Origin of the sequence: Belliella marina, assembly GCF_042682445.1 — a bacterium.
Classification (GTDB): Bacteria; Bacteroidota; Bacteroidia; order Cytophagales; family Cyclobacteriaceae; genus Belliella; species Belliella marina.
Genome location: NZ_JBHUHR010000046.1, coordinates 330001 through 349818, shown reverse-complemented (window position 1 = coordinate 349818; position 19818 = coordinate 330001). Strand labels below are relative to the sequence as shown.

20 protein-coding genes are annotated in these 19818 nt (G+C 40.3%); 10 read left to right on the top strand and 10 right to left on the bottom strand.

Features of this window, described 5'->3' with window-relative positions; genetic code table 11:
• Positions 1-160: 160 nt before the first annotated feature.
• Positions 161-832, bottom strand: a complete 672-nt coding sequence (locus ACFSKL_RS20545; protein ID WP_376888881.1) for a 2-C-methyl-D-erythritol 4-phosphate cytidylyltransferase — start codon at positions 830-832, stop codon at positions 161-163.
• 85 nt (positions 833-917) lie between these two features.
• Positions 918-1967 (bottom strand): tRNA preQ1(34) S-adenosylmethionine ribosyltransferase-isomerase QueA, encoded by a 1050-nt coding sequence (gene queA / locus ACFSKL_RS20540; protein ID WP_376888879.1) that lies wholly within the window; start codon positions 1965-1967, stop codon positions 918-920.
• A gap of 123 nt (positions 1968-2090) precedes the next feature.
• Here queA and ACFSKL_RS20535 point away from each other — a divergent pair, with 123 nt between their 5' ends.
• Complete coding sequence (locus tag ACFSKL_RS20535) at positions 2091-3338, top strand: ABC transporter permease (RefSeq protein WP_376889139.1); 1248 nt, start codon at positions 2091-2093, stop codon at positions 3336-3338.
• 462 nt (positions 3339-3800) lie between these two features.
• On the opposite strand, the gene recA is transcribed toward ACFSKL_RS20535, so the two are convergent.
• Positions 3801-4832 carry a recombinase RecA gene (recA, locus tag ACFSKL_RS20530; protein ID WP_376888878.1) on the bottom strand — a complete coding sequence of 344 codons (1032 nt, stop codon included), beginning with the start codon at positions 4830-4832 and terminating at the stop codon, positions 3801-3803.
• A gap of 188 nt (positions 4833-5020) precedes the next feature.
• Here recA and ACFSKL_RS20525 point away from each other — a divergent pair, with 188 nt between their 5' ends.
• From ACFSKL_RS20525 to ACFSKL_RS20515, 3 genes are all read left to right on the top strand, one after another.
• Positions 5021-5812 carry a DUF3108 domain-containing protein gene (locus tag ACFSKL_RS20525; protein WP_376888876.1) on the top strand — a complete coding sequence of 264 codons (792 nt, stop codon included), beginning with the start codon at positions 5021-5023 and terminating at the stop codon, positions 5810-5812.
• A 149-nt stretch (positions 5813-5961) separates the two neighbouring features.
• Positions 5962-6651: a response regulator transcription factor gene (locus ACFSKL_RS20520; RefSeq protein WP_376888874.1), complete on the top strand. Its 690-nt coding sequence runs from the start codon at positions 5962-5964 to the stop codon at positions 6649-6651.
• 9 nt (positions 6652-6660) lie between these two features.
• On the top strand, positions 6661-7719 hold the full coding sequence (locus tag ACFSKL_RS20515) for a sensor histidine kinase (protein ID WP_376888872.1): 1059 nt from the start codon (positions 6661-6663) through the stop codon (positions 7717-7719).
• Between the two features lie 115 nt (positions 7720-7834).
• Here the strand turns inward: ACFSKL_RS20515 and ACFSKL_RS20510 are convergent, their stop codons facing one another.
• Entirely contained in the window at positions 7835-8218 is a 384-nt protein-coding gene (locus ACFSKL_RS20510; RefSeq protein ID WP_376888871.1) for a DUF3037 domain-containing protein, read from the bottom strand.
• Positions 8196-8999 carry a HipA family kinase gene (locus tag ACFSKL_RS20505; protein WP_376888869.1) on the bottom strand — a complete coding sequence of 268 codons (804 nt, stop codon included), beginning with the start codon at positions 8997-8999 and terminating at the stop codon, positions 8196-8198. Before ACFSKL_RS20505 ends, ACFSKL_RS20510 begins: the two co-directional genes overlap by 23 nt.
• 796 nt (positions 9000-9795) lie before the next feature.
• Between ACFSKL_RS20505 and ACFSKL_RS20500 the strand changes: the two genes are divergently transcribed.
• The 5 genes from ACFSKL_RS20500 to tsf all read left to right on the top strand — a co-directional run bounded on the left by ACFSKL_RS20500 (position 9796) and on the right by tsf (position 13402).
• Complete coding sequence (locus ACFSKL_RS20500) at positions 9796-10506, top strand: RluA family pseudouridine synthase (RefSeq protein ID WP_376888867.1); 711 nt, start codon at positions 9796-9798, stop codon at positions 10504-10506.
• Positions 10507-10709: 203 nt separating this feature from the next.
• On the top strand, positions 10710-11153 hold the full coding sequence (rplM, locus tag ACFSKL_RS20495; RefSeq protein ID WP_376888866.1) for a 50S ribosomal protein L13: 444 nt from the start codon (positions 10710-10712) through the stop codon (positions 11151-11153).
• Between the two features lie 12 nt (positions 11154-11165).
• On the top strand, positions 11166-11552 hold the full coding sequence (gene rpsI, locus ACFSKL_RS20490) for a 30S ribosomal protein S9 (protein WP_376888864.1): 387 nt from the start codon (positions 11166-11168) through the stop codon (positions 11550-11552).
• Positions 11553-11598: 46 nt separating this feature from the next.
• Entirely contained in the window at positions 11599-12360 is a 762-nt protein-coding gene (gene rpsB, locus ACFSKL_RS20485) for a 30S ribosomal protein S2 (protein WP_241276303.1), read from the top strand.
• 211 nt (positions 12361-12571) lie between these two features.
• The gene (tsf, locus tag ACFSKL_RS20480; protein ID WP_376888862.1) at positions 12572-13402 is read left to right on the top strand and encodes a translation elongation factor Ts; all 831 of its coding nucleotides are present in this window, start codon (positions 12572-12574) and stop codon (positions 13400-13402) included.
• Positions 13403-13579: 177 nt separating this feature from the next.
• Here tsf and ACFSKL_RS20475 read toward each other — a convergent pair whose 3' ends face one another.
• The 5 genes from ACFSKL_RS20475 to ACFSKL_RS20455 all read right to left on the bottom strand — a co-directional run bounded on the left by ACFSKL_RS20475 (position 13580) and on the right by ACFSKL_RS20455 (position 18274).
• A complete protein-coding gene (locus ACFSKL_RS20475; RefSeq protein ID WP_376889137.1) occupies positions 13580-13702 on the bottom strand; it encodes a helix-turn-helix domain-containing protein in 123 nt (40 codons plus the stop codon).
• Positions 13703-14073: 371 nt separating this feature from the next.
• Positions 14074-14673, bottom strand: coding sequence for a hypothetical protein (locus ACFSKL_RS20470; protein ID WP_376888860.1), 600 nt, complete (start codon positions 14671-14673; stop codon positions 14074-14076).
• Between the two features lie 201 nt (positions 14674-14874).
• Entirely contained in the window at positions 14875-15465 is a 591-nt protein-coding gene (locus ACFSKL_RS20465) for a hypothetical protein (protein WP_376888859.1), read from the bottom strand.
• Between the two features lie 143 nt (positions 15466-15608).
• Positions 15609-16193 (bottom strand): hypothetical protein, encoded by a 585-nt coding sequence (locus ACFSKL_RS20460; RefSeq protein ID WP_376888858.1) that lies wholly within the window; start codon positions 16191-16193, stop codon positions 15609-15611.
• Between the two features lie 788 nt (positions 16194-16981).
• Entirely contained in the window at positions 16982-18274 is a 1293-nt protein-coding gene (locus ACFSKL_RS20455) for an aminopeptidase P family protein (RefSeq protein WP_376888856.1), read from the bottom strand.
• Between the two features lie 313 nt (positions 18275-18587).
• On the opposite strand from ACFSKL_RS20455, the gene ACFSKL_RS20450 reads away from it, so the two are divergent.
• Positions 18588-19817, top strand: a complete 1230-nt coding sequence (locus ACFSKL_RS20450; RefSeq protein ID WP_376888855.1) for a M16 family metallopeptidase — start codon at positions 18588-18590, stop codon at positions 19815-19817.
• Position 19818 lies beyond the last annotated feature (1 nt).

Genomic DNA, 19818 nt, shown 5'->3' with positions numbered 1-19818 from the left:
CGAATCCTGGGGAAATGGAATGATATCGAAATCTAAGACCAACGCCAAAGAGCCTGTCCCGTAATCGGGAGGTTTAACCTATGATTTCTTAATGAAAATAGTTGACTATTTTCAGGACGTCACAAAGAGGGGAATGACATGATCTGATACCTCATACAGATCATTTACTTAGCAAATACTCCGCATATTCCATATCCTCAGGTGTGGTGATTTTGATATTCTGGAGATTGCCGGCGATCAATGACACTTGCCAACCCTGATGTTCGTAGACGGTAGCGTCATCGGTGAAAGTATGAAGTTCGGACACATCAAAAGCCTTCTGTATTTTCTTCAGCTGAAAAGTCTGTGGTGTCTGTACCAGTCTGAAATATTGCCTTTCCTGATACACAGACTTACCATCGTCTGTCAGTTTTCTGATGGAGTCCTTCAATGCGACTACCGCTACCGCACTACCTCTGACAGCGGCTTCTTCGAAACTGTTTACAATCACATCAATCTCGACAAATGGCCTCACACCATCATGGATAGCCACAAGCCCATCTTCCCCATTGATTGAATTCAGTCCGTTTTTCACCGATTGAAACCTACTGTTACCACCGGCTATCAACTTATGCTTCACTTGAAAATCATATTGGACACAAAGATTTTCCCACAACGAAAAGTCATTCTTGGGTATGACCAAGAGCAATTCCGAATCAGGCACAGCCACAAAAAAACGCTCAAGTGTATGCATCAAAATTGGCTTCCCCCCGATCTCCAGATATTGCTTGGGCATTGGCGCCCCCATTCTTGTACCACTCCCCCCAGCAACGATGATTGCAAATTTTTTCATTGGTTCTATTCTTGGACAAATTACAAAGCCCAAAGGTGGGGAATAAATAAAAATAAAAAAAGGCTCACGAGGAGCCTTTCTGTTATTATAAGATTAACATTGCATCTCCATAGGAGAAGAATCGATATTTTTCTTTGATGGCTTCCTTATAAGCCTTCATGATCAAATCGTATCCGCCAAATGCCGAAGCAGTCATCAACAATGTCGACTCAGGCAAATGGAAATTCGTGATCAAGGCATTTGCTATCTTGAAATCGTAAGGTGGGATGATAAACTTATCTGTCCAGCCACTGCTTACTTTCAACCTATTATTTGCAGTCACAGAAGACTCTATAGTCTTCAATGTAGTAGTACCAACAGCGACTACCTTTCTTTTATTATCCAAAGAATCATTTACCAAATCAACTGTTTTCTGAGGAATATCATAATTCTCAGAATCCATCTTATGCTTGGTCAAATCTTCAACATCCACTTGACGGAATGTCCCCAGACCTACGTGCAAGGTAATCGGCGACACCTCCACTCCTTTCAATTCCAACCTTCTCAACAAGTGGGGCGTGAAATGCAAACCTGCTGTAGGCGCTGCTACTGCCCCAACATGCTCCGCAAAGATTGTCTGATATCTTTCCCTATCTTCAGGCTCTACTTTTCTATCTATAAATTCCTTCAAAATAGGTGTCTCTCCCAAAGTATCGATGGTCTTATAAAACTCCTCATCTGTACCATCAAAAAGGAATCTGATAGTCCTCCCCCTGGAAGTTGTATTATCTATAACTTCAGCTACCAAATCACTGTCTCCGAAATAAAGCTTATTGCCCACACGGATTTTTCTTGCAGGATCCACTAGTACATCCCAAAGACGCAATTCTTGATTCAGTTCCCTCAAAAGGAAAACTTCAATTTTAGCTCCCGTTTTTTCTTTATTCCCATAGAGTCTAGCTGGAAATACTTTCGTGTTGTTCATCACAAAAACATCTCCTTCACCAAAATACTCGGTGATTTCTTTGAACAATCGATGTTCAATTTCACCTGTTTTTCTGTGAACAACCATCAGACGAGATTCGTCTCTATTGTCGGCTGGATATAAGGAAATGAGCTTTTTTGGAACTTCAAATTTAAAATCGGATAACTTCATATGGAATGAATGTAGTATGCTTTAGGTTAATTTTACGATACTTTGTAAAAAGTGCAAAGATAATAAGAAAAATAACGAAATCTACCTATATTGTCAAATAGTTTTAACCTGCAAGCAAAAACAGTGAAAGTAATCAAACTAATTTGGGAAAGCCTGAGATTTGCCCTCCAAGCTTTGCGCTCAAATCTTACTAGGACAATTTTATCCCTTCTCGGAGTGACTGTTGGCATCTTTTCCATCATAGTTGTTTTCACCTTAGTGGACTCTCTGGAGAAGAATATCAAGTCTAGTTTTAATTTTCTGGGCAACAATGTGATGACCATTGACAAATTCAGCTATTCTTCAGACGAAGCGGAATACCCCTGGTGGAAATATTTCAGAAGGCCAAACAACACATATCTTGAATACACCTTTCTGAGGGACAATCTGAGGAATGCCAGTGCCACTACAATCTTTGCGGATGCAAATACTACTGTCCAACATGGCAGCAATAGCTTTAGTGGAAGCAACCTCAAGGGAGTCGCATTGACTTACAAAGATGTATATGATGTACCCTTGGGCTCTGGGAGGTTCTTTACCGAGTTAGAAATTTCAAGTGCCAGAAATGTAGTCATCATTGGCACCAAAATAGCAAGTACACTCTTCCCAAACCAAGAGCCATTGGGAAAAGAAATGAAAATACGAGGACAAAAATTCTTTGTGATAGGGCTATTTGAAGAAGAAGGTGAAGCCTTGTTTGATTTCCCTTCCAAAGATGAGGCATGCATGATTCCATACGGAGCATTTTCCAAAATCTACAATGTAGGAAGATATGGAATGGGGCCAAGTATTGCCATGAAAGGCAAAGAGGATGATACCGGTCTGATTGCCTTGGAAAACGAAGTCACCGGCCTATTAAGGGCTAGAAGAGGACTAAAGCCAACACAAGACAATGACTTCTCACTCAACAAGTCCGAATTTATCATGAATGCCATAGGCTCTATTTTTGATGTAATCAGTGGTGCTGGATGGGTAATCGGAGGATTTTCCATACTTGTGGGAGGGTTCGGAATCGCCAACATCATGTTTGTATCAGTCAAAGAGAGAACAAACATCATCGGCATCCAAAAGTCCCTTGGGGCAAAAAACTATTTTATCCTTTACCAATTCCTTTTCGAAGCCATGTTTTTGAGTTTGATAGGTGGCATCACAGGTATCATCTTGGTCTATCTCATCACATTTATCCCACTTGGAACACTTGTACTGACCTTGTCAATAAAAAACATCATCTTGGGACTCGGTGTCTCTTCTTTGATTGGTATTGTATCAGGTATAGTCCCTGCTGTTTTGGCGGCTAGACTTGACCCGGTTGAAGCCATCAGGTCTACATAACATTTGGGCGCTGCATAAATACAAGCTATAAAAATGTATAGAATAAAAAAGGAGGTCATCTGACCTCCCTTTTTATTGAATTCTATTTGTAAGGTGTCACTCCCTGAATTTACCTGACACTTTTTCTTATTGTTTTCCCTTTGTTTTCAATCCTCTTAAATGCCTCTTAGTCCAAGTAAAGAGGCATCTCCTGCCGTCGAGATGACCTGATGGTCATTTCGAATTTACCTTACTTTAGGGAGGCGTGGAGCCTGTCCCGCAGAATTGCGGGGAGAAATCTCGAACTGAAATTTATATATACTTTTTATTTTTCCACTTCTTTGTACAAAGACAGGACGAGACCTCTCCTGCCGTCGAGGTGACGAAGCCGTAGAAAGCACACTCGTTTTCTCTCCGCCAACTTCTACTATCCCTCAGCGGATCTTCGCGAGAATCTTGAATTTTGTATCTCAAGTATCAAACCTACTCTTCAGTAACTTCTACTTTCAATGCCTCGCCATTGAGACCGGCTTTATCCTTGATCTTCTTTTCAAGTTCTTCCATCAGTTCCGGATTATCCAGAAGCAAAGACTTCACGGCATCCCTTCCCTGTCCCAGTTTATTTCCTTCGTACGAGAACCATGATCCCGCTTTTTTGATGATTTCAAATTCAACCCCAAGATCGATGATCTCACCGACTTTGGATATCCCCTGTCCATACATGATATCGAATTCCACTACTTTGAATGGCGGTGCCACTTTGTTTTTGACAACTTTCACCTTGGTTCTGTTACCCAAGATATTGTCAGCACTTTCCTTAATCTGCCCGATTCTTCTGATATCCAACCTCACGGAGGCATAAAATTTCAAAGCATTTCCACCCGTTGTAGTCTCTGGACTTCCAAACATCACACCGATTTTATCCCTCAATTGGTTGATAAACACACATGCACAACCTGTCTTATTGATAGCACCTGTAAGTTTTCTCAGTGCTTGGGACATCAATCTAGCTTGAAGACCCATTTTGCTATCCCCCATATCACCTTCAAGTTCTCCTTTTGGCACCAATGCAGCCACAGAGTCAATCACGATGATATCAATCGCCCCTGAACGGATCAAATGCTCTGCAATCTCTAAAGCCTGCTCGCCATTATCTGGCTGTGAGATCAGTAAGTTTTCGGTATCGATCCCCAATTTCTCCGCATAAGCCTTATCAAAAGCATGTTCTGCATCGATAAAAGCAGCCAGACCACCTGCTTTTTGCGCTTCTGCTATGCAGTGCATGGTCAAGGTCGTCTTACCTGAAGACTCTGGTCCGTAAATTTCAGTTACCCTTCCCCTTGGTATCCCACCAATCCCCAATGCCATATCCAAGCCCAATGAACCGGTAGAGATCGCAGGTATATCCTGTACCTTGTTGTCACTTAGTTTCATTACGGTACCCTTACCATAGGTTTTCTCCAATTTGTCAATGGTCAGCTGAAGGGCTTTGAGTTTTTCTGTATTTGCGCTCATATTTTTATTACTTAACGATTTGCTAATTTGAATTTGTGAAATTAATGATTGATACTTGGAGTTTCAAATGACCAAACACTATGATGTGTATTTCGTATGTATTCCCAATGTATAAAATCGACTTATTTTATATACACTGTAAATATTGGAATAAGATTTGAAAAGATTTGTCCCGAAACCTTAAGTTAATGAAAAAACAGCTATTAAAGTCAGTAATTGTCGCATTTTTTTATTGCATGGCAATCCATCCCGGATTTGCCCAGCAAAAGAACACTGCCTTCAAAAGCGGGGAAGAGCTTACGTTCAAGGTAAGCTATAGTTTCTTTGATGCAGCCGAGGCAAAGATGAAGATCAATCCATACGTCACCAAAATCAACGAAAGGCCTGTCTACAAAATCGATGTTACTGGATCTACATTGGGTTTGTTCAAACTTTTCAAAGTCAATGACACTTGGGGAAGCTATCTGGACACAACCAAAATGATCCCACTTCAATCCTACCGATTTATTGAGGAAGGAAAATACAGAAAAAATGAACGCGTCGTATTTGACCATGACAAAGGCAAAGCTTTGGTACGCCTATACGATCGTGAAGATGATCAAATCATCGACACGAAAGATTATACCATCCCAAAAAACGTGCAGGATATTGTGAGCGGATTTTATCTTTTGAGAACCATGGATTTGACAAAACACAAAAAAGGAGACGTGATTTCCATCACTGGATTTTTTGACAAAGAAATATATAACCTAAAATTAATATACGAAGGAAAAGAGAAGCTTTCTACAGAAGTTGGGGATTATGAAACCTTCAAACTAACTCCAATCATGCCGTCCAACAAGCTTTTTAGGGGAAAACATCCTGTGACAGTATGGGTTTCTGACGATCAGAACAAAATACCGCTCAAAATCAAGGCAAAACTGATGGTGGGAGCACTCAATATGGACATTACCAAAGCAGAAGGGTTACGTAATAATTAATTTATCTTATATTAACGATAAGTTAACAAACCATAGGTTAATAAAAACTTTGTGTTGTTTTTTGGTTTACTGAAATGTGAAAAGCAAATTTATCTTAGGTCTTTTTATAAATTCGTGCCGAAAACAGATTAATAAACCTGCTGTTACCCATGAGCGAAAAACAGAAAGTAAAAGTTCTAGTAGTCGATGACGAACCGGACATCATTGAGATCCTTTCATACAATCTCCAAAAAGAGGGCTATGAGGTAGCTTCTGCTGAAGATGGGATAAAAGGGGTGAAACTGGCAGCCAAATTCCAGCCTGATGTTATTTTGCTTGATATCATGATGCCACACCAAGACGGTGTAGAAACCTGTAGACAAATCAGGGAGATCCCAGAATTAAAAAACACTTTTATCATTTTTCTGACTGCAAGATCTGAGGAGTATTCGGAAGTAGCAGCATTTGATGTAGGGGCTGATGATTACATCACCAAGCCTATCAAGCCACGCGCATTGATGAGCAGAATCGCGGCACTGTTCAGACGAGAATCCAAAAAAGAACAAGAACTTACCCAGATTAAGATCAAAGACCTCACTATTGATAGGACTAGCTATACTATCGATAAGAGTGGCAAGACGATCATCTTGCCCAAAAAAGAATTTGAACTATTGTATTTCCTTGCAAAAAACCCTAATATGGTCTTTAGTAGGGACGAACTCTTGCAAAACATCTGGGGCGTAGATGTCTTTGTTCTTGCCAGGACAGTAGATGTGCACATCAGAAAAGTAAGGGAAAAAATAGGCGATGATTACATCACCACCGTCAAAGGAGTAGGATACAAATTCGAACTGAACTAATAATACCGCATGTTAACCACATCAAGGGGGATTTCAATAATTTTGGCTATTGCCATTTCGGCCTTGACTGTGGCTTTTTTATTTCTGATGGATGATGCCACTCCTACCCTTTTGGTGGTGGCAGGTGGTATCTCATTTTCTGTTTCCTATATTCTGATGAATGTCACATTGGAATTCCTGATTTTCAAGGAAATCAGTAACATCTATGCCATGCTTGAGAAAATCCAAAAAAAGGATGTCCTCAATATTTCCGAGAAATCACACAAAACCTCCATCTCACCTCTCAGGAAAATCAACAAGACAATCAACTCCTATGCACTTGCCAAAAACAAGGAAATAGAAACCTTACAGAAAAACGCAGAGTTTCGCAGGGAGTTTATCGCCGATATCTCCCATGAGTTGAAGACGCCGATATTTGCTGCACAGGGCTTTGTCCATACACTTTTGGACGGTGCGGTAGATGATGAAGAAGTCCGATACAAATTCCTGAAAAGGGCTGCAAAAAGCCTCAATTCACTGGATAAGCTGGTACAGGATCTTCTTACATTGAATCAAATGGAAAGTGGAGTCATCAAATTTCATTTTGAGCGGTTTGACTTGAAAGATGTACTGCTGGAAGTCATCGACGAACTGGAACATAAAGCTGAAAAAAGGGATGTACTTATCCGCTTTTATTACGACAAAGAAAAGACTTTCTTTACAGTAGCCGACAGGGACAAGATTTTTCGGGTAAGCCAAAACCTGATCTCCAATGCCATCAAATACAACCATGATGGCGGAGAAGTGGAAGTTCGGCTTACCTCCAACAAAAGCCAGCAGGTCGTCGAAGTCAAAGACAATGGAAAAGGGATCCCGCCGGAAGACTTGAAACGGATTTTCGAAAGATTCTACAGGGTAGAAAAAAGCCGGTCCAGGGAAAAGGGAGGCACTGGGCTTGGCCTTGCAATTGTCAAACACATCCTCGAAGCACACAAAAGCAAAATCTCTGTCAGCAGTACTGTAGGCAAAGGATCCATCTTTAGCTTTTCGCTTCCTTCTGAAAAGGAAAAGAAAAAAGGAGAGGAGTAAAAGCACATTGAAAATTCATTGTCAGCCTTCAGCCTAATGAACCTAGCCCATGGCTTCGCCCTTTTATTCCAATTTTTCTTCTGTTCTATTCCATCTATGACTAATAGGCAATAATCTAAGCCACAAACAAGCTGTACAATTCCTCCAAAGTAGCTTCCAAATCGTCCGAAAAACCTCCATGGGGCTGGGATGTCTGTATCATAGAGCTTCGATTGGCAGTCAACCACCTAAATCTCGATGCAGCATCCTGCAAAGCGATGGGACTTCCATTGTCTTTTCCCTGACAGATCTGTTCCAATGATTCTAGATAGGATTCAAAAAGCGCGACATCAGCATCTGGATCCATGGCTTTGAGTTTTTTGAGATCCATAGAGATCCTGCACATCAGAAAATCTTCTTTCTTGCAGCATACCAAAACCCCTACATTGATAAATTCTTCCCGCTCTACCCTCGGGACTATCCTCAGGATAGCATATTCATATAAGTGTTTTCCTTGCATCTTCCGCTTCTTTTACAAATACCCCAGAAAACTCCAATCTTTTTAGTAAAAACTGCTCATATACAGCCTTGCCATCTATAGCATCTTCCACATCCCTTGATGCCAAAATCCATTCGTCAGGAATCAAATCCACAATCGTGCGGATCAACTCCCGATTCAAAACTCCCTTAAATTCCGTATCAACTTCCTGAAGCATACTTGCCTGAGGCAACAAAACATGTGTCTTGATAGTGGAAAAAGGACTTTCAGCATGTTTTTGCCAATTGTCCCAAGAATGGTGGAATAAAAACGAAGCACCGTGATCTATCAACCACAGCTCCCTGTTCCATATCAGCATATTGGTATTGCGGAAAGTACGGTCCACATTGGTGATATAGGCATCCAACCAGACAATCTTCGAAGCCAAAAGCGGATCCACCTGAGATGCCCCAGGATCGAATGTCAAAGCTTTGGATAAAAAATGCAGAGCCAAATTCAATCCCTGACTGCCCTTGAGCAAATCTTGGATTTCCTCATCACCCTCAGATCTTCCAAACGCTTCATCCAAGTTGGCGAATACCAACTCAGGCACCTTGAACCCAAGTGATCTGGCAATCTCTCCGCCAAGCAGCTCTGCAATCAGTGCCTTCTCCCGCTGCCCTGCCCCCCGGAATTTCAACACATAACTAAACCCATCATCCGCATCTGCCAATGCAGGCAAAGACCCGCCTTCCCGAAGCGGCATGACATAGCGCATTACATTGACCTTACGAAGCGTCTTTTCGGTTGTTTGATTATCCATCCTTTAAAATTTCTAGACCCAAAGGTAAAACAAAAGGAGAAAAGTCAAGGAAAATGAAACTGGATTCTCACTTTTCTAATGACAACTTAAGTAAGTAATGATATGCTTATCACAGATCGGTCGTTCCTATGGCACTCTTCGACAAAGTTCAGTTTACCCCTTAATCCACGGAATAAATCCCATGGTTAATAGATCAGTCACCCCCATAGGGCTTTCACGAGACCTTGGGTATCTTGCGAAACAGTGCCAGCGGCACGGACGACACACTAACAGCAGCTTTCAACCTACTGACCAGCAAAAAACACCCTCCCCGAAAAAGTCCCAGAGGGACGGACGATATCTCCCAAATCAACACAGAATCGACCGTACCTACGGCACTTTTCTGCAGAGCTTTACCCCATAATCCACGGAATAAATCCCACGGTTAGTAGATCGGTCGCCCCTATGGGGCTTTCACGAGACCCTGGATATCTTACGAAACAGTGCCAGAGGCACGGACGACACACTAACACTAGGTTTCAACCTACTGACCAGCAAAAAATACCCTCACCTGAAAAGTCCCAGGGGGACGGACGATATCTTATCCAAAAGCCATGAATAAGTCGTATAGCTTAAACTTTTGGTTAGCAACTTTTTATACCAATCCCACGGAATAATTCCCCTGGACTCTAAACCGATCATACCTACTGACCTAAATAACTTACGACAAAAACATCCATAAAATATTCTTTACAAAAAATTTCCTCTACTTAATTAATTTCCATACTTTTGCGCCCTTATTGGGAAATGAAGCTGCATGAAGAAAATTGATTTTAGAGATCTTATTCTGTTTGAAAATGAGGATTACCTCGTGATCAATAAGCTTCCATATTTATCGACATTGGATGACCGGCATGAGGCCCAGAACATTCTGGACTTGGCCAAAGGATACACCCCTGATGCCCAGGTGTGTCATCGTCTGGACAAGGAGACTTCGGGCTGTCTGGCAATCGCCAAGCACCCTGATGCCTACCGAAATATCGCCATCCAGTTTGAGGACAGGAAAGTTGATAAAATCTATCACGCAGTAGTAGAAGGCATCCATGAATACAAAGATGTATTGGTGGACAAAAACCTTCTTGCCAATAATAAGGGAATCGCCAAAGTCAGCAAAGACGGTAAGCCGGCCCAAACCTATTTCAACACCGCAAAGACCTATTACAAACATTCACTAATAGAATGCAAACCGGTCACCGGGAGATTACATCAGATCAGGGTACACCTGGCCTATTTGAAGTCCCCAATCTGTGGAGATGAAACTTACGGAGGAAAGCCACTTTACCTTTCTGAACTGAAAAGACGATTCAACCTCAAAAAAAACACAGAAGAACTGCCCATCATGCAGCGGGTATCACTTCACGCCTATGCCTTGAATTTCGTTGGAGTAAAGGAGGAAAGCATCGAGGTGATCGCTCCTTATCCAAAAGATTTTGACGTACTCGTCAAGCAATTGGAGAAAAACAGGTAAGGCAAATTGATGAAGCCAGATATCGCATGCCGATACCTATGTTTTGGAAAAAAGCGATAGACTTTTAAAAAAACAGGGATAAAGCCATGAAAATGTGGGCAATAATGTTTTTTCTTTTGCATTAAAAAGAAATTACTCCTATCTTTGTGTCCCTTTTTGAGGGTGAAATATATTTAACAAGCTCATAATTAAACATTTACACAGTGGATACATTAAGCTATAAAACCGTATCAGCGAATGCCGCAACTGTAGAAAAGAACTGGATCGTAGTGGATGCCCAGACTGCAGTATTAGGTAGATTCGCAAGTGAGGTGGCGAAAATCTTGAGAGGTAAGCATAAGCCTTCTTATACCCCTCACGTAGACTGCGGAGACAACGTGATTGTCATCAATGCAGACAAGGTTAGATTGACTGGTAAAAAGTGGAACGATAAAGTATATGTTCGTCACACTGGATACCCTGGAGGTCAGCGTATTTCTACGCCAAAGTTATTGATGCAGAAATCTGCGCCAATCTTGGTAGAGAAAGCAGTAAGAGGTATGCTTCCTAAAAACAGACTTGGAAGACAGTTGTACAGAAACCTATTCGTGTATGAAGGACCTGAACATCCTCATGCTGCACAACAACCAAAAGAACACAAATTCTAATCAAAGCAGTCTATGGAAATTATCAACACAATCGGTAGAAGAAAGACATCTGTTGCTAGAATCTACATGAAACCAGGAAAAGGCGAGATCTCTGTAAACAACAGGACGATCGAAACTTACTTTCCATTTGATTTGCATCAGATCGTAGTAAAGCAGCCTCTTGCCCTAGTAGGAGAAGATGGTGCTTACGACATCAAAATCAATGTTGACGGTGGTGGAATCAAAGGACAAGCAGAAGCAGCTAGAATGGCTATCGCCAGAGCACTTTGCGAAATCAATGAGGAACACAGAGGCGCATTGAAAAAAGAAGGATTCTTGACACGTGATTCCAGAATGGTAGAACGTAAGAAGCCGGGACGTAGAAAAGCAAGAAGAAGATTCCAGTTCTCGAAACGTTAATCGGAAGGTTCTTTACATTTTATATCGAAACTTATATTATTTATTAATGGCACAAATAGAATATAAAGACTTACTGGATGCTGGTGTTCATTTTGGACACTTAACTAGAAAGTGGGATCCGAGAATGGCTCCGTATATCTTCATGGAGAAGAACGGTATCCATATCATCGACCTTAACAAAACGCTTGTTTGCCTAGACGAAGCATCCAACGCAATCAAGCAGATCGTACGCTCAGGCAAAAAAGTCATGTTCGTTGCTACCAAAAAGCAAGCGAAAGACTTGGTAGCTGATGAAGCTAGAAGACTAAACATGCCTTACGTAACCGAGAGATGGTTGGGTGGTATGTTGACTAACTTCGCAACAATCAGAAAATCCTTGAAGAAGATGTCTTCCATCGACAAATTGATGAAAGAAGAAGCTTACAAGAATCTGGCGAAGAAAGAACGTCTGATGATCACAAGACAAAGAGAAAAATTGGAAAGTGTATTGGGCGGTATCGCTGACCTTACTAGACTTCCAGCAGCTTTGTTCATTGTGGACATCAAAAGAGAGCACATCGCTATAGCCGAAGCACAGAAGCTTGGTATCCCTGTTTTCGCATTGGTAGATACGAACTCTAACCCGAACGAGGTAGATTTCCCTATCCCATCCAATGATGATGCATTCAAATCAATCTCTTTGCTCGTAAAAGCGTTTGGCGCAGCTATCGAAGAAGGACTTTCTGAAAGAAAGAAAGATAAGGAAGATGCTAAACTCACTGAAGAGGAGGAAGCAAAAAAAGCTGTGGACGCTGAGACTAAAGAGTAATCCACTACTTTGAAATAAATTACAAAAGATTGAACATCAGGTTTACCCCTATGTTCAATTTTTTGTTTTTGCCTAACCTTTGAGGTTTTTACCTCTAATAAATCCGGCAAAAACGACACACATAAAACCTCGAAAGTCTTCGACTATAGTCAAGGCTATTCTTGTTTTCCTGAAATAGAATAAAGTTTAATCTAATAAATTGACTAAAAAAATGGCTATTACTGCACAAGAAGTAAATAAATTGAGACAAATGACCGGAGCTGGTATGATGGACTGTAAAAAAGCCCTTACCGAAGCTGAAGGAGATTTCGAAAAAGCTATTGACATTTTAAGAAAAAAAGGTCAAAAAGTATCTGCTTCCAGGGCAGATAGAGAGACCAAAGAAGGTACTATCGTGACGCATGTTACTGCTGACGGAACCACCGGGACTTTGCTTTCATTGACTTGTGAGACTGATTTCGTAGCAAAGAATGAAGAGTTTTCTGCATTTGCAAATACACTTCTTGACCTTGCTACCAAAAACAACGCAACTACTGTTGAGCAAATCTTGGCATTGCCATACGAAAACATCACTACTGCCGAGAAAATCATCGAGATGACTGGTAAGATTGGTGAGAAAATCGAAATTTCCCATTTCGAAATCGTCACTGGTGAGGCTGTAGTTCCTTACATCCACTCCAATGGTAAATTGGGTGTATTGGTAGCTTTGACCAATACTAGCGGTGCTGATGTAGAGGAAGCAGGAAAAGACGTAGCGATGCAAATCGCAGCGATGAACCCTGTGGCTGTTGACAAAGACGGTGTAGATGCCACTACAGTAGAAAGAGAAATCGAAGTAGGAAAAGACCAAGCAAGACAAGAAGGCAAGCCTGAAGAAATGCTTGAGAAAATCGCTTTGGGTAAATTGAACAAGTTCTACAAAGAAAACACTTTGTTGAGCCAGCAATTTGTAAAAGACAGCAGCAAAACCATCGCTCAGTACCTTGATAGCGTAAGCAAAGGAATGACCGTAGCTGCATTCAAGAGAATTTCTATCGGATAATTCTTATTTAGAAATAAGACTTGAGACGCAAGACTTGAGACAAAAAAGCTGACCCTTTTCAGGGTCAGCTTTTTTTCATTTTACCATTTCCTCGCTTCGTATTCAAAGTGATCAAAGTTTTACATTAAAAAGAATCTAACAAACTTTGCTTAGCGCCTCTGCGTGAAATTAAGAAACTTATACTCCCAATACTATAGAAGCTTCGATATCTAATTTTCTGCTGATTTCTCTCGCTATTTTAAGCGTAGGCTCACTTTTCCCATTCAAATACTCACTGATTCTAGAGGTGCTTACGCCTATTCAGAAAGGGATTTTTAGACTTAAGCCTCTTTCTTGCATGCGAAGTCTAATGGCTTCTGCCAAAGCAGGTGCCTGTATGGGAAAGCATTTCTCAGAAATTATACCCCTCATCCTTTCACTACTGTCATTTCCCTATTTCAGATTCATTTATCAACTAGTTGGATTATGAAAAACTGGCGAGTATTCATCCTGTTTTAGCCAATCCAATAGAATCCAAACTCGGCTAATTTCAAGAAGTTCATCAGTTAAGAAGGGAAAGTATTAACTGAAAATCATATTAAAAAAATGCCCTCAATCGATTTTGATTGAGGGCATTGATAGTTTAGAAATTCAGATGATTCGAAATCAGATAGTCTATTCAATTTTGACCACTAAAACCTGTAGCCTACTCCAAGCGACATATTAGTACACCTCCAATCATAATTCAGTACTGGAATACCTATCAGATAATTTCCTCGCAAAAAGAAACTCTCGGAAAAGTTAAAAACTCCATATGGTCCGAAGAATCCACCCGAAACTCGTGACCTTCCTAAAGTAACACGACGAGGATCATCTCCCGGTTGACCGGGACCTCCTATAATTATTTCTGAAATCCCATTGTATGAAAACCTTAGAAATTCAGCTTGGACACCCAAAATAAACCTTTTCGTTTGAATTGGTTCAAACCCTAGTCTAACATGGTATTGGGTATAGTTTCTATTGCTTTTAAATTCATAGAACTTTTCAAAAAGGCCGTTATACCCTTTTCCATTGAAGTCACCGAAACCCCATCCTGCTCCTACATTCCATCTTTTAAAAAGATACCGGTTATAATTTAAACTAATCCCATAATTAAGCATACTACTTACAGGATTATGTCCATTACCTGTATTTCTAAAAGCTGAAATCTCAAAACTGTTTTTTTGAAGGTCTTGAGCTTTAGCCCATCCAATAAAAAGGAAAGCACAAACTACAAATACTATTTTTTTCATATCAATTATTGTCTAATCCTCAGAACAAACTGGGCTACATCCTGTGTAATAACTGGGTACTCTTCACCTCCAATATTCCTAGTCATCAACGTTCCGTTACTGTTAAAGGTATCACCTATCAGATTAAAATATCACTATATAACCTAAAATCACATGACGGGCATTTCAGCAGTGCTTCTCTATTTTCAAATATACCTTACGTTATTTAATCCTCCAATCAAGGGTTAGCCCATGGAGAATAGCCTCATGAACAAAAACCCAGTCAACAGCGTATCCAAAAGTCATTTTTTTAGAAGCCCTTTTATTGGAGTACCTGACTGAAACTTGAGGAGATATCCCTCCTTCAAAGCTTTTATAGTAATCTTCGGCTATAATAATACCGTTTCTTTCCATGGTATACTTCCCCCTCAACTTTCTTCCTGCAAAAACAGAACCTCCAAGCCCCAACATTACTTTAGTCGTTTCTGAATGAAAAATCATTCTTTCAAGTCCACCTTGTACTCTGAAATTATAGTTATACCACCATGAATTACAATTAGCAGGATCAATACAGCCTGGTACAGTCTCTATTCCCAAAAGAAAAACAGACCTCCACAATCTTTCCTCTTTTACGGTTGGTTTATAACCTAAGTGAGCCCCCAAACCAATATTAAAACCCGGTCCAAATTGATAACTCTGCACAACATTTCCATTTGCCCTGACAAACCATTCTGATTTCTCTTGGGCGAATGCCTGAACGGAAACCAACAATAACGCAATTATCAAGAGTTCTTTCATTTTTTCACTAATCAAATCGTACTATTTTAGGCGCTAAGGTAAACTGGACCTCGAAACCTTTTCTATTTACTGAATTTTTATTCATTTTGAGACTCTTAATTTTTAAAAGCAACAATTTCTTGAAAATTAAAACAAACGGAAAACCCTTTACATTTATATTATTTCACCCTATAAAGTACTGATAAGCTAGTCCATCTTGACCAATCACTCCAACTTTTATTTGCAATTCTCCTAAAGTCATAATCTAACCTTAAAGACATCTTTTTACTCACTGAAGGATTGTTGTAAGTCAGTGTAAATCCTGGATTGTAATATAATTCTGGTCTGTAACCCACTTCAATTGGAATATCATTTTGCCATATAACCGAACTTAATATAGTACCATAATAAAATGAAACACCCACCCCAAAAGTCAGGTTATTGTCTAAAAATCTAAATCCCCTCTCAATAGTAGGTTTGTAACGAACGCTGTTTTCATACCATCTGAGAAGTGGTCGATTTGCCCCTTCTTTACTGAATAATCTTTCAAAAGCTATCTCATTTCGGAGATACCAATTAGGATTATTAAATACGGTCATACTATGGTTGACCAATAATCCAAAACCATTTGTTTTAAGATTACCGATTGGCTGTGTATGTAAAATCCCCCGTAATCCCACATCAAAATAATGGGCTTTATTAGTTTGCCCAAGTACTAGATGAACTTGGGCAAACAATAAAAAGAATAGAATAATATATTTCATATCAATTATGTCTGGTAATCTCAGAAACTTGAGGTTACTAATCCTAAAAACAGGGTCGACAGGTATTTCTTTATAAGTAAAAATTTATTAGTTTATAAAATGGTTTCACAAGTATATTGATTCAAAACATTAGTTCAAAATAATTTCTAGAAAAACACATCTTGAAATTATCCAATTTAAAAACACTAAACAGGTTAAAAATATGAAATACAGGTTTTAAAACATATATAACATATGATTTTTTGAAGGTCAACAAAGCATTAAAAAGTCATGTTCCAAAAATTAACCTTCCTAATTCCAAAACTGGAAAATTTAACCACAAAGAACCCCAAGATTTCACTTGACACTTTATTCATTGTTTTCCTTTTGTTTTCAATCCTCTTAAATGCCTCTTAGCCCAAGTAAAGAGACCTCTCCTGTCGTCGAGGTGACTTGGTGGTCATTTCGGATTTACCTTACTTTAGGGAGGCGTGGAGCCTGTCCCGCAGGATTGCGGGAAGAAATCTCGCACTGAAGTTTATATATACTTTTCATGTTCCCACTTCTTTGTACAAAGGTGGGACGAGACCTCGATCCCGAATGCATTTGGGACCGAGGCGACTGTCTTGGTTCTTGTTTCTTGATTCTTGTATCTTAAATCTCGCATCTCGATTCTCGCATCTCACAATTTTGTCTTGTCTTCCCGATTTTCACCGGGACAGGCTTAGCTTCTTGTGTCTCGAACCTTGTGTCTTATGCCTCGGATCTCCCAAACCTTTGCTCCTCCCCTACCTTTGCGAGTTTTCTTTTCATCCTTTACCCATCAGTTCCTCAATCTCCTCCGCATCTATCGGAATATTGCTCATCAGATCAAGGTAGCCATTTTCTTGGATTAGGATATCGTTTTCCAGCCTGATTCCCAAACCTTCTTCCTGGATATAGATCCCCGGCTCTATGGTAAAGACCATTCCAGGGGTGATTGGTTCATACATTGTCCCCACATCGTGCACATCCAATCCCAGATGGTGGGAAGTGCCATGCATGAAGTATTTTTTGTATGCCGGCCACTTGGGATCCTGGTTTTTGATATCCGTTTGGTCTATCAGCCCCAAGCTCACCAATTCCGACTGCATGATCAACCCAACTTCCTTGTGGTAATCTTGGATATTGACACCCGGTCTCAAGATATCCATGGCGGCTCTTTGGACACGCAAAACAGCATCGTATACGGACCTTTGTCTTTTGCTGAATCTCCCATTGACTGGAATTGTCCTCGTCATATCCGCATTGTAATTGCCGTACTCGGCGCCTACATCAAAAAGGATCAAGTCGCCATCCTTGCACACTTCCTTGTTTTCAAGGTAGTGTAATACACAGGCATTGGCTCCTGAAGCGATAATTGGTTCGTAAGCGAAGCCTTTGCTTCTATTTCGGATGAATTCATGGATAAATTCAGCTTCGATCTCGTACTCTGTCACACCTGGCTTGACAAAAGAAAGAACCCTTCTAAAACCTTTTTCAGTAATGTCACAAGCTACCTGAAGTTGATCGATTTCCTCCTGTTCTTTTACGGCCCTCAGCTGATGCATCAAAGGAGCTGCACGACGATAGGTATGAAGCGGATATCTTTCTTTGCAACTTTTGACAAACCTCGCATCCCTACTTTCAACCTGTACATCAGCCCTGAGGTGTTCATTGGTATTCAAAAACACATGCTCACTCAATGCCATCAAGGAATTGAACACCGAATCAAAATTAGCTACCCATTGAATATTTGCAATCCCTGAAGCCTCAAAAGCCTCCTCTTTGGTATATTTATGTCCTTCCCAGATTGCAATGTGCTCATTGGTTTCCCGGAGAAAAAGTATCTCCCTCATATCCGGGTTTGGAAAATCAGGACAAAGAACCAAAATGGATTCCTCCTGATCTATTCCAGTCAGGTAAAGAATATCGTTGTTTTGCCTGAACCGCATCGTTCCATCAGCATTGGTAGGCATGATGTCATTGGAGTGAAAAACCGCCACAGATTTAGCAGGTAATTTCTCTGCCAATTTTTTTCTGTTCTTGATATATAGTTCCTTTGGAAGAGGGGTGTATTTCATGATTATTTATTTTTCCTTAATTTTATAGACAAACTGATCTGTTTTTCTTTTAGCAAAACATTGACATATGCTATTTCTTTGAAATGCTAGAACACAAATATACTTTTTCGATTCCGACTATCCATCCCAAATAGAAAAATTCACAGATATGTGTATCCGATCACCTCACAGCTAAATCAGCTCATGATTTTAACCTTGAGATTTATGGTTGCCTGATGACTGGTGACAATTGACGATCCCAACAATTATCTATTGTGTGAAAAACAACCAAAAACTCTTTTAATTTTGTACATTAATTGCGAAAACATTACAAATGCAATACAACCTCAAAGAACTATCAAACGGAATCAGAATCATCCATATGGAAGTCCCCCATACGAGAATGGTCCATTCCGGATTTATATTGAATATTGGCAGTAGAGACGAATCCAAAGAGCAGGAAGGACTTGTGCACTTTTGGGAACACATGGCATTCAAAGGCACTAAAAAAAGAAAGGCTTTCCACATCATCAACAGACTTGAATCTTTGGGTGGTGAGCTGAATGCCTATACCACCAAAGAAAAAGTATGTTTCTACGCCAGCATCCTCAAAGAGCACTTCAACAAAGCAGCGGAATTACTCTGCGACATCACATTCAACAGCACCTTCCCTGAGAAACAAATAGAAAAAGAGCGACAGGTCATCTTGGAAGAAATGGCCATGTACCGGGATTCCCCCGAAGATGCCATTCAGGATGAATTTGACGAGTTGATTTATGAAGGGCATGCTTTGGGAAGAAATATTCTTGGGACAGAAGAAACAGTCAGTAAATTCAGCCAACAGGATTTTTTCGATTTTATCTCCAGCAGAATGGACACCACCAACATCGTTTTCTCTGTGGTTGGGAACATCAGTTTCAAAAAGGTACTGAATCAGGTAGAGGGGTATTTGGAATCCATCCCCTCTAAAAGAAGTCTCTACATCAGAAGTGGATATTCCAATTATTCCCCTAAGTCAAAGACCATCGAAAAAGACATCACTCAAGCACATTGTGCGATAGGCAAACCAGCCTATTCGATCTATGATCCCAACAGATTCAAACTCTACCTTTTGAACAACATATTGGGAGGACCCAGCATGAACTCCAGGCTCAACTTGTCACTGAGGGAAAGATATGGCTATGTCTATGCCGTGGAATCATCCTATCAGACCTATTCGGATACGGGTTTTTTGGGTATATTTTTCGGAACGGAAGAAAAAACACTAAACCGTTCAAAAAAACTTGTCCTGAAAGAAATGGAAAAACTCCGTACCCAAAAGCTGGGCACCATGCAATTGCACATGGCCAAAGAACAGGCAATCGGGCAAATGGCAATGGCGGAAGAGAATTATGCAGCTTTGATGTTGGTTTTTGGGAAAAACCTCTTGGATAAGGGGAGAATTGATTCTTTGGACAGTATCTTTGGTATTATTAGAAATACAACTGCTGAGGAGCTTCAAGACATTGCCAACGATGTCTTTTCACCTGACCAACTGAGTTTTCTAACCTATTTACCCAAATAAG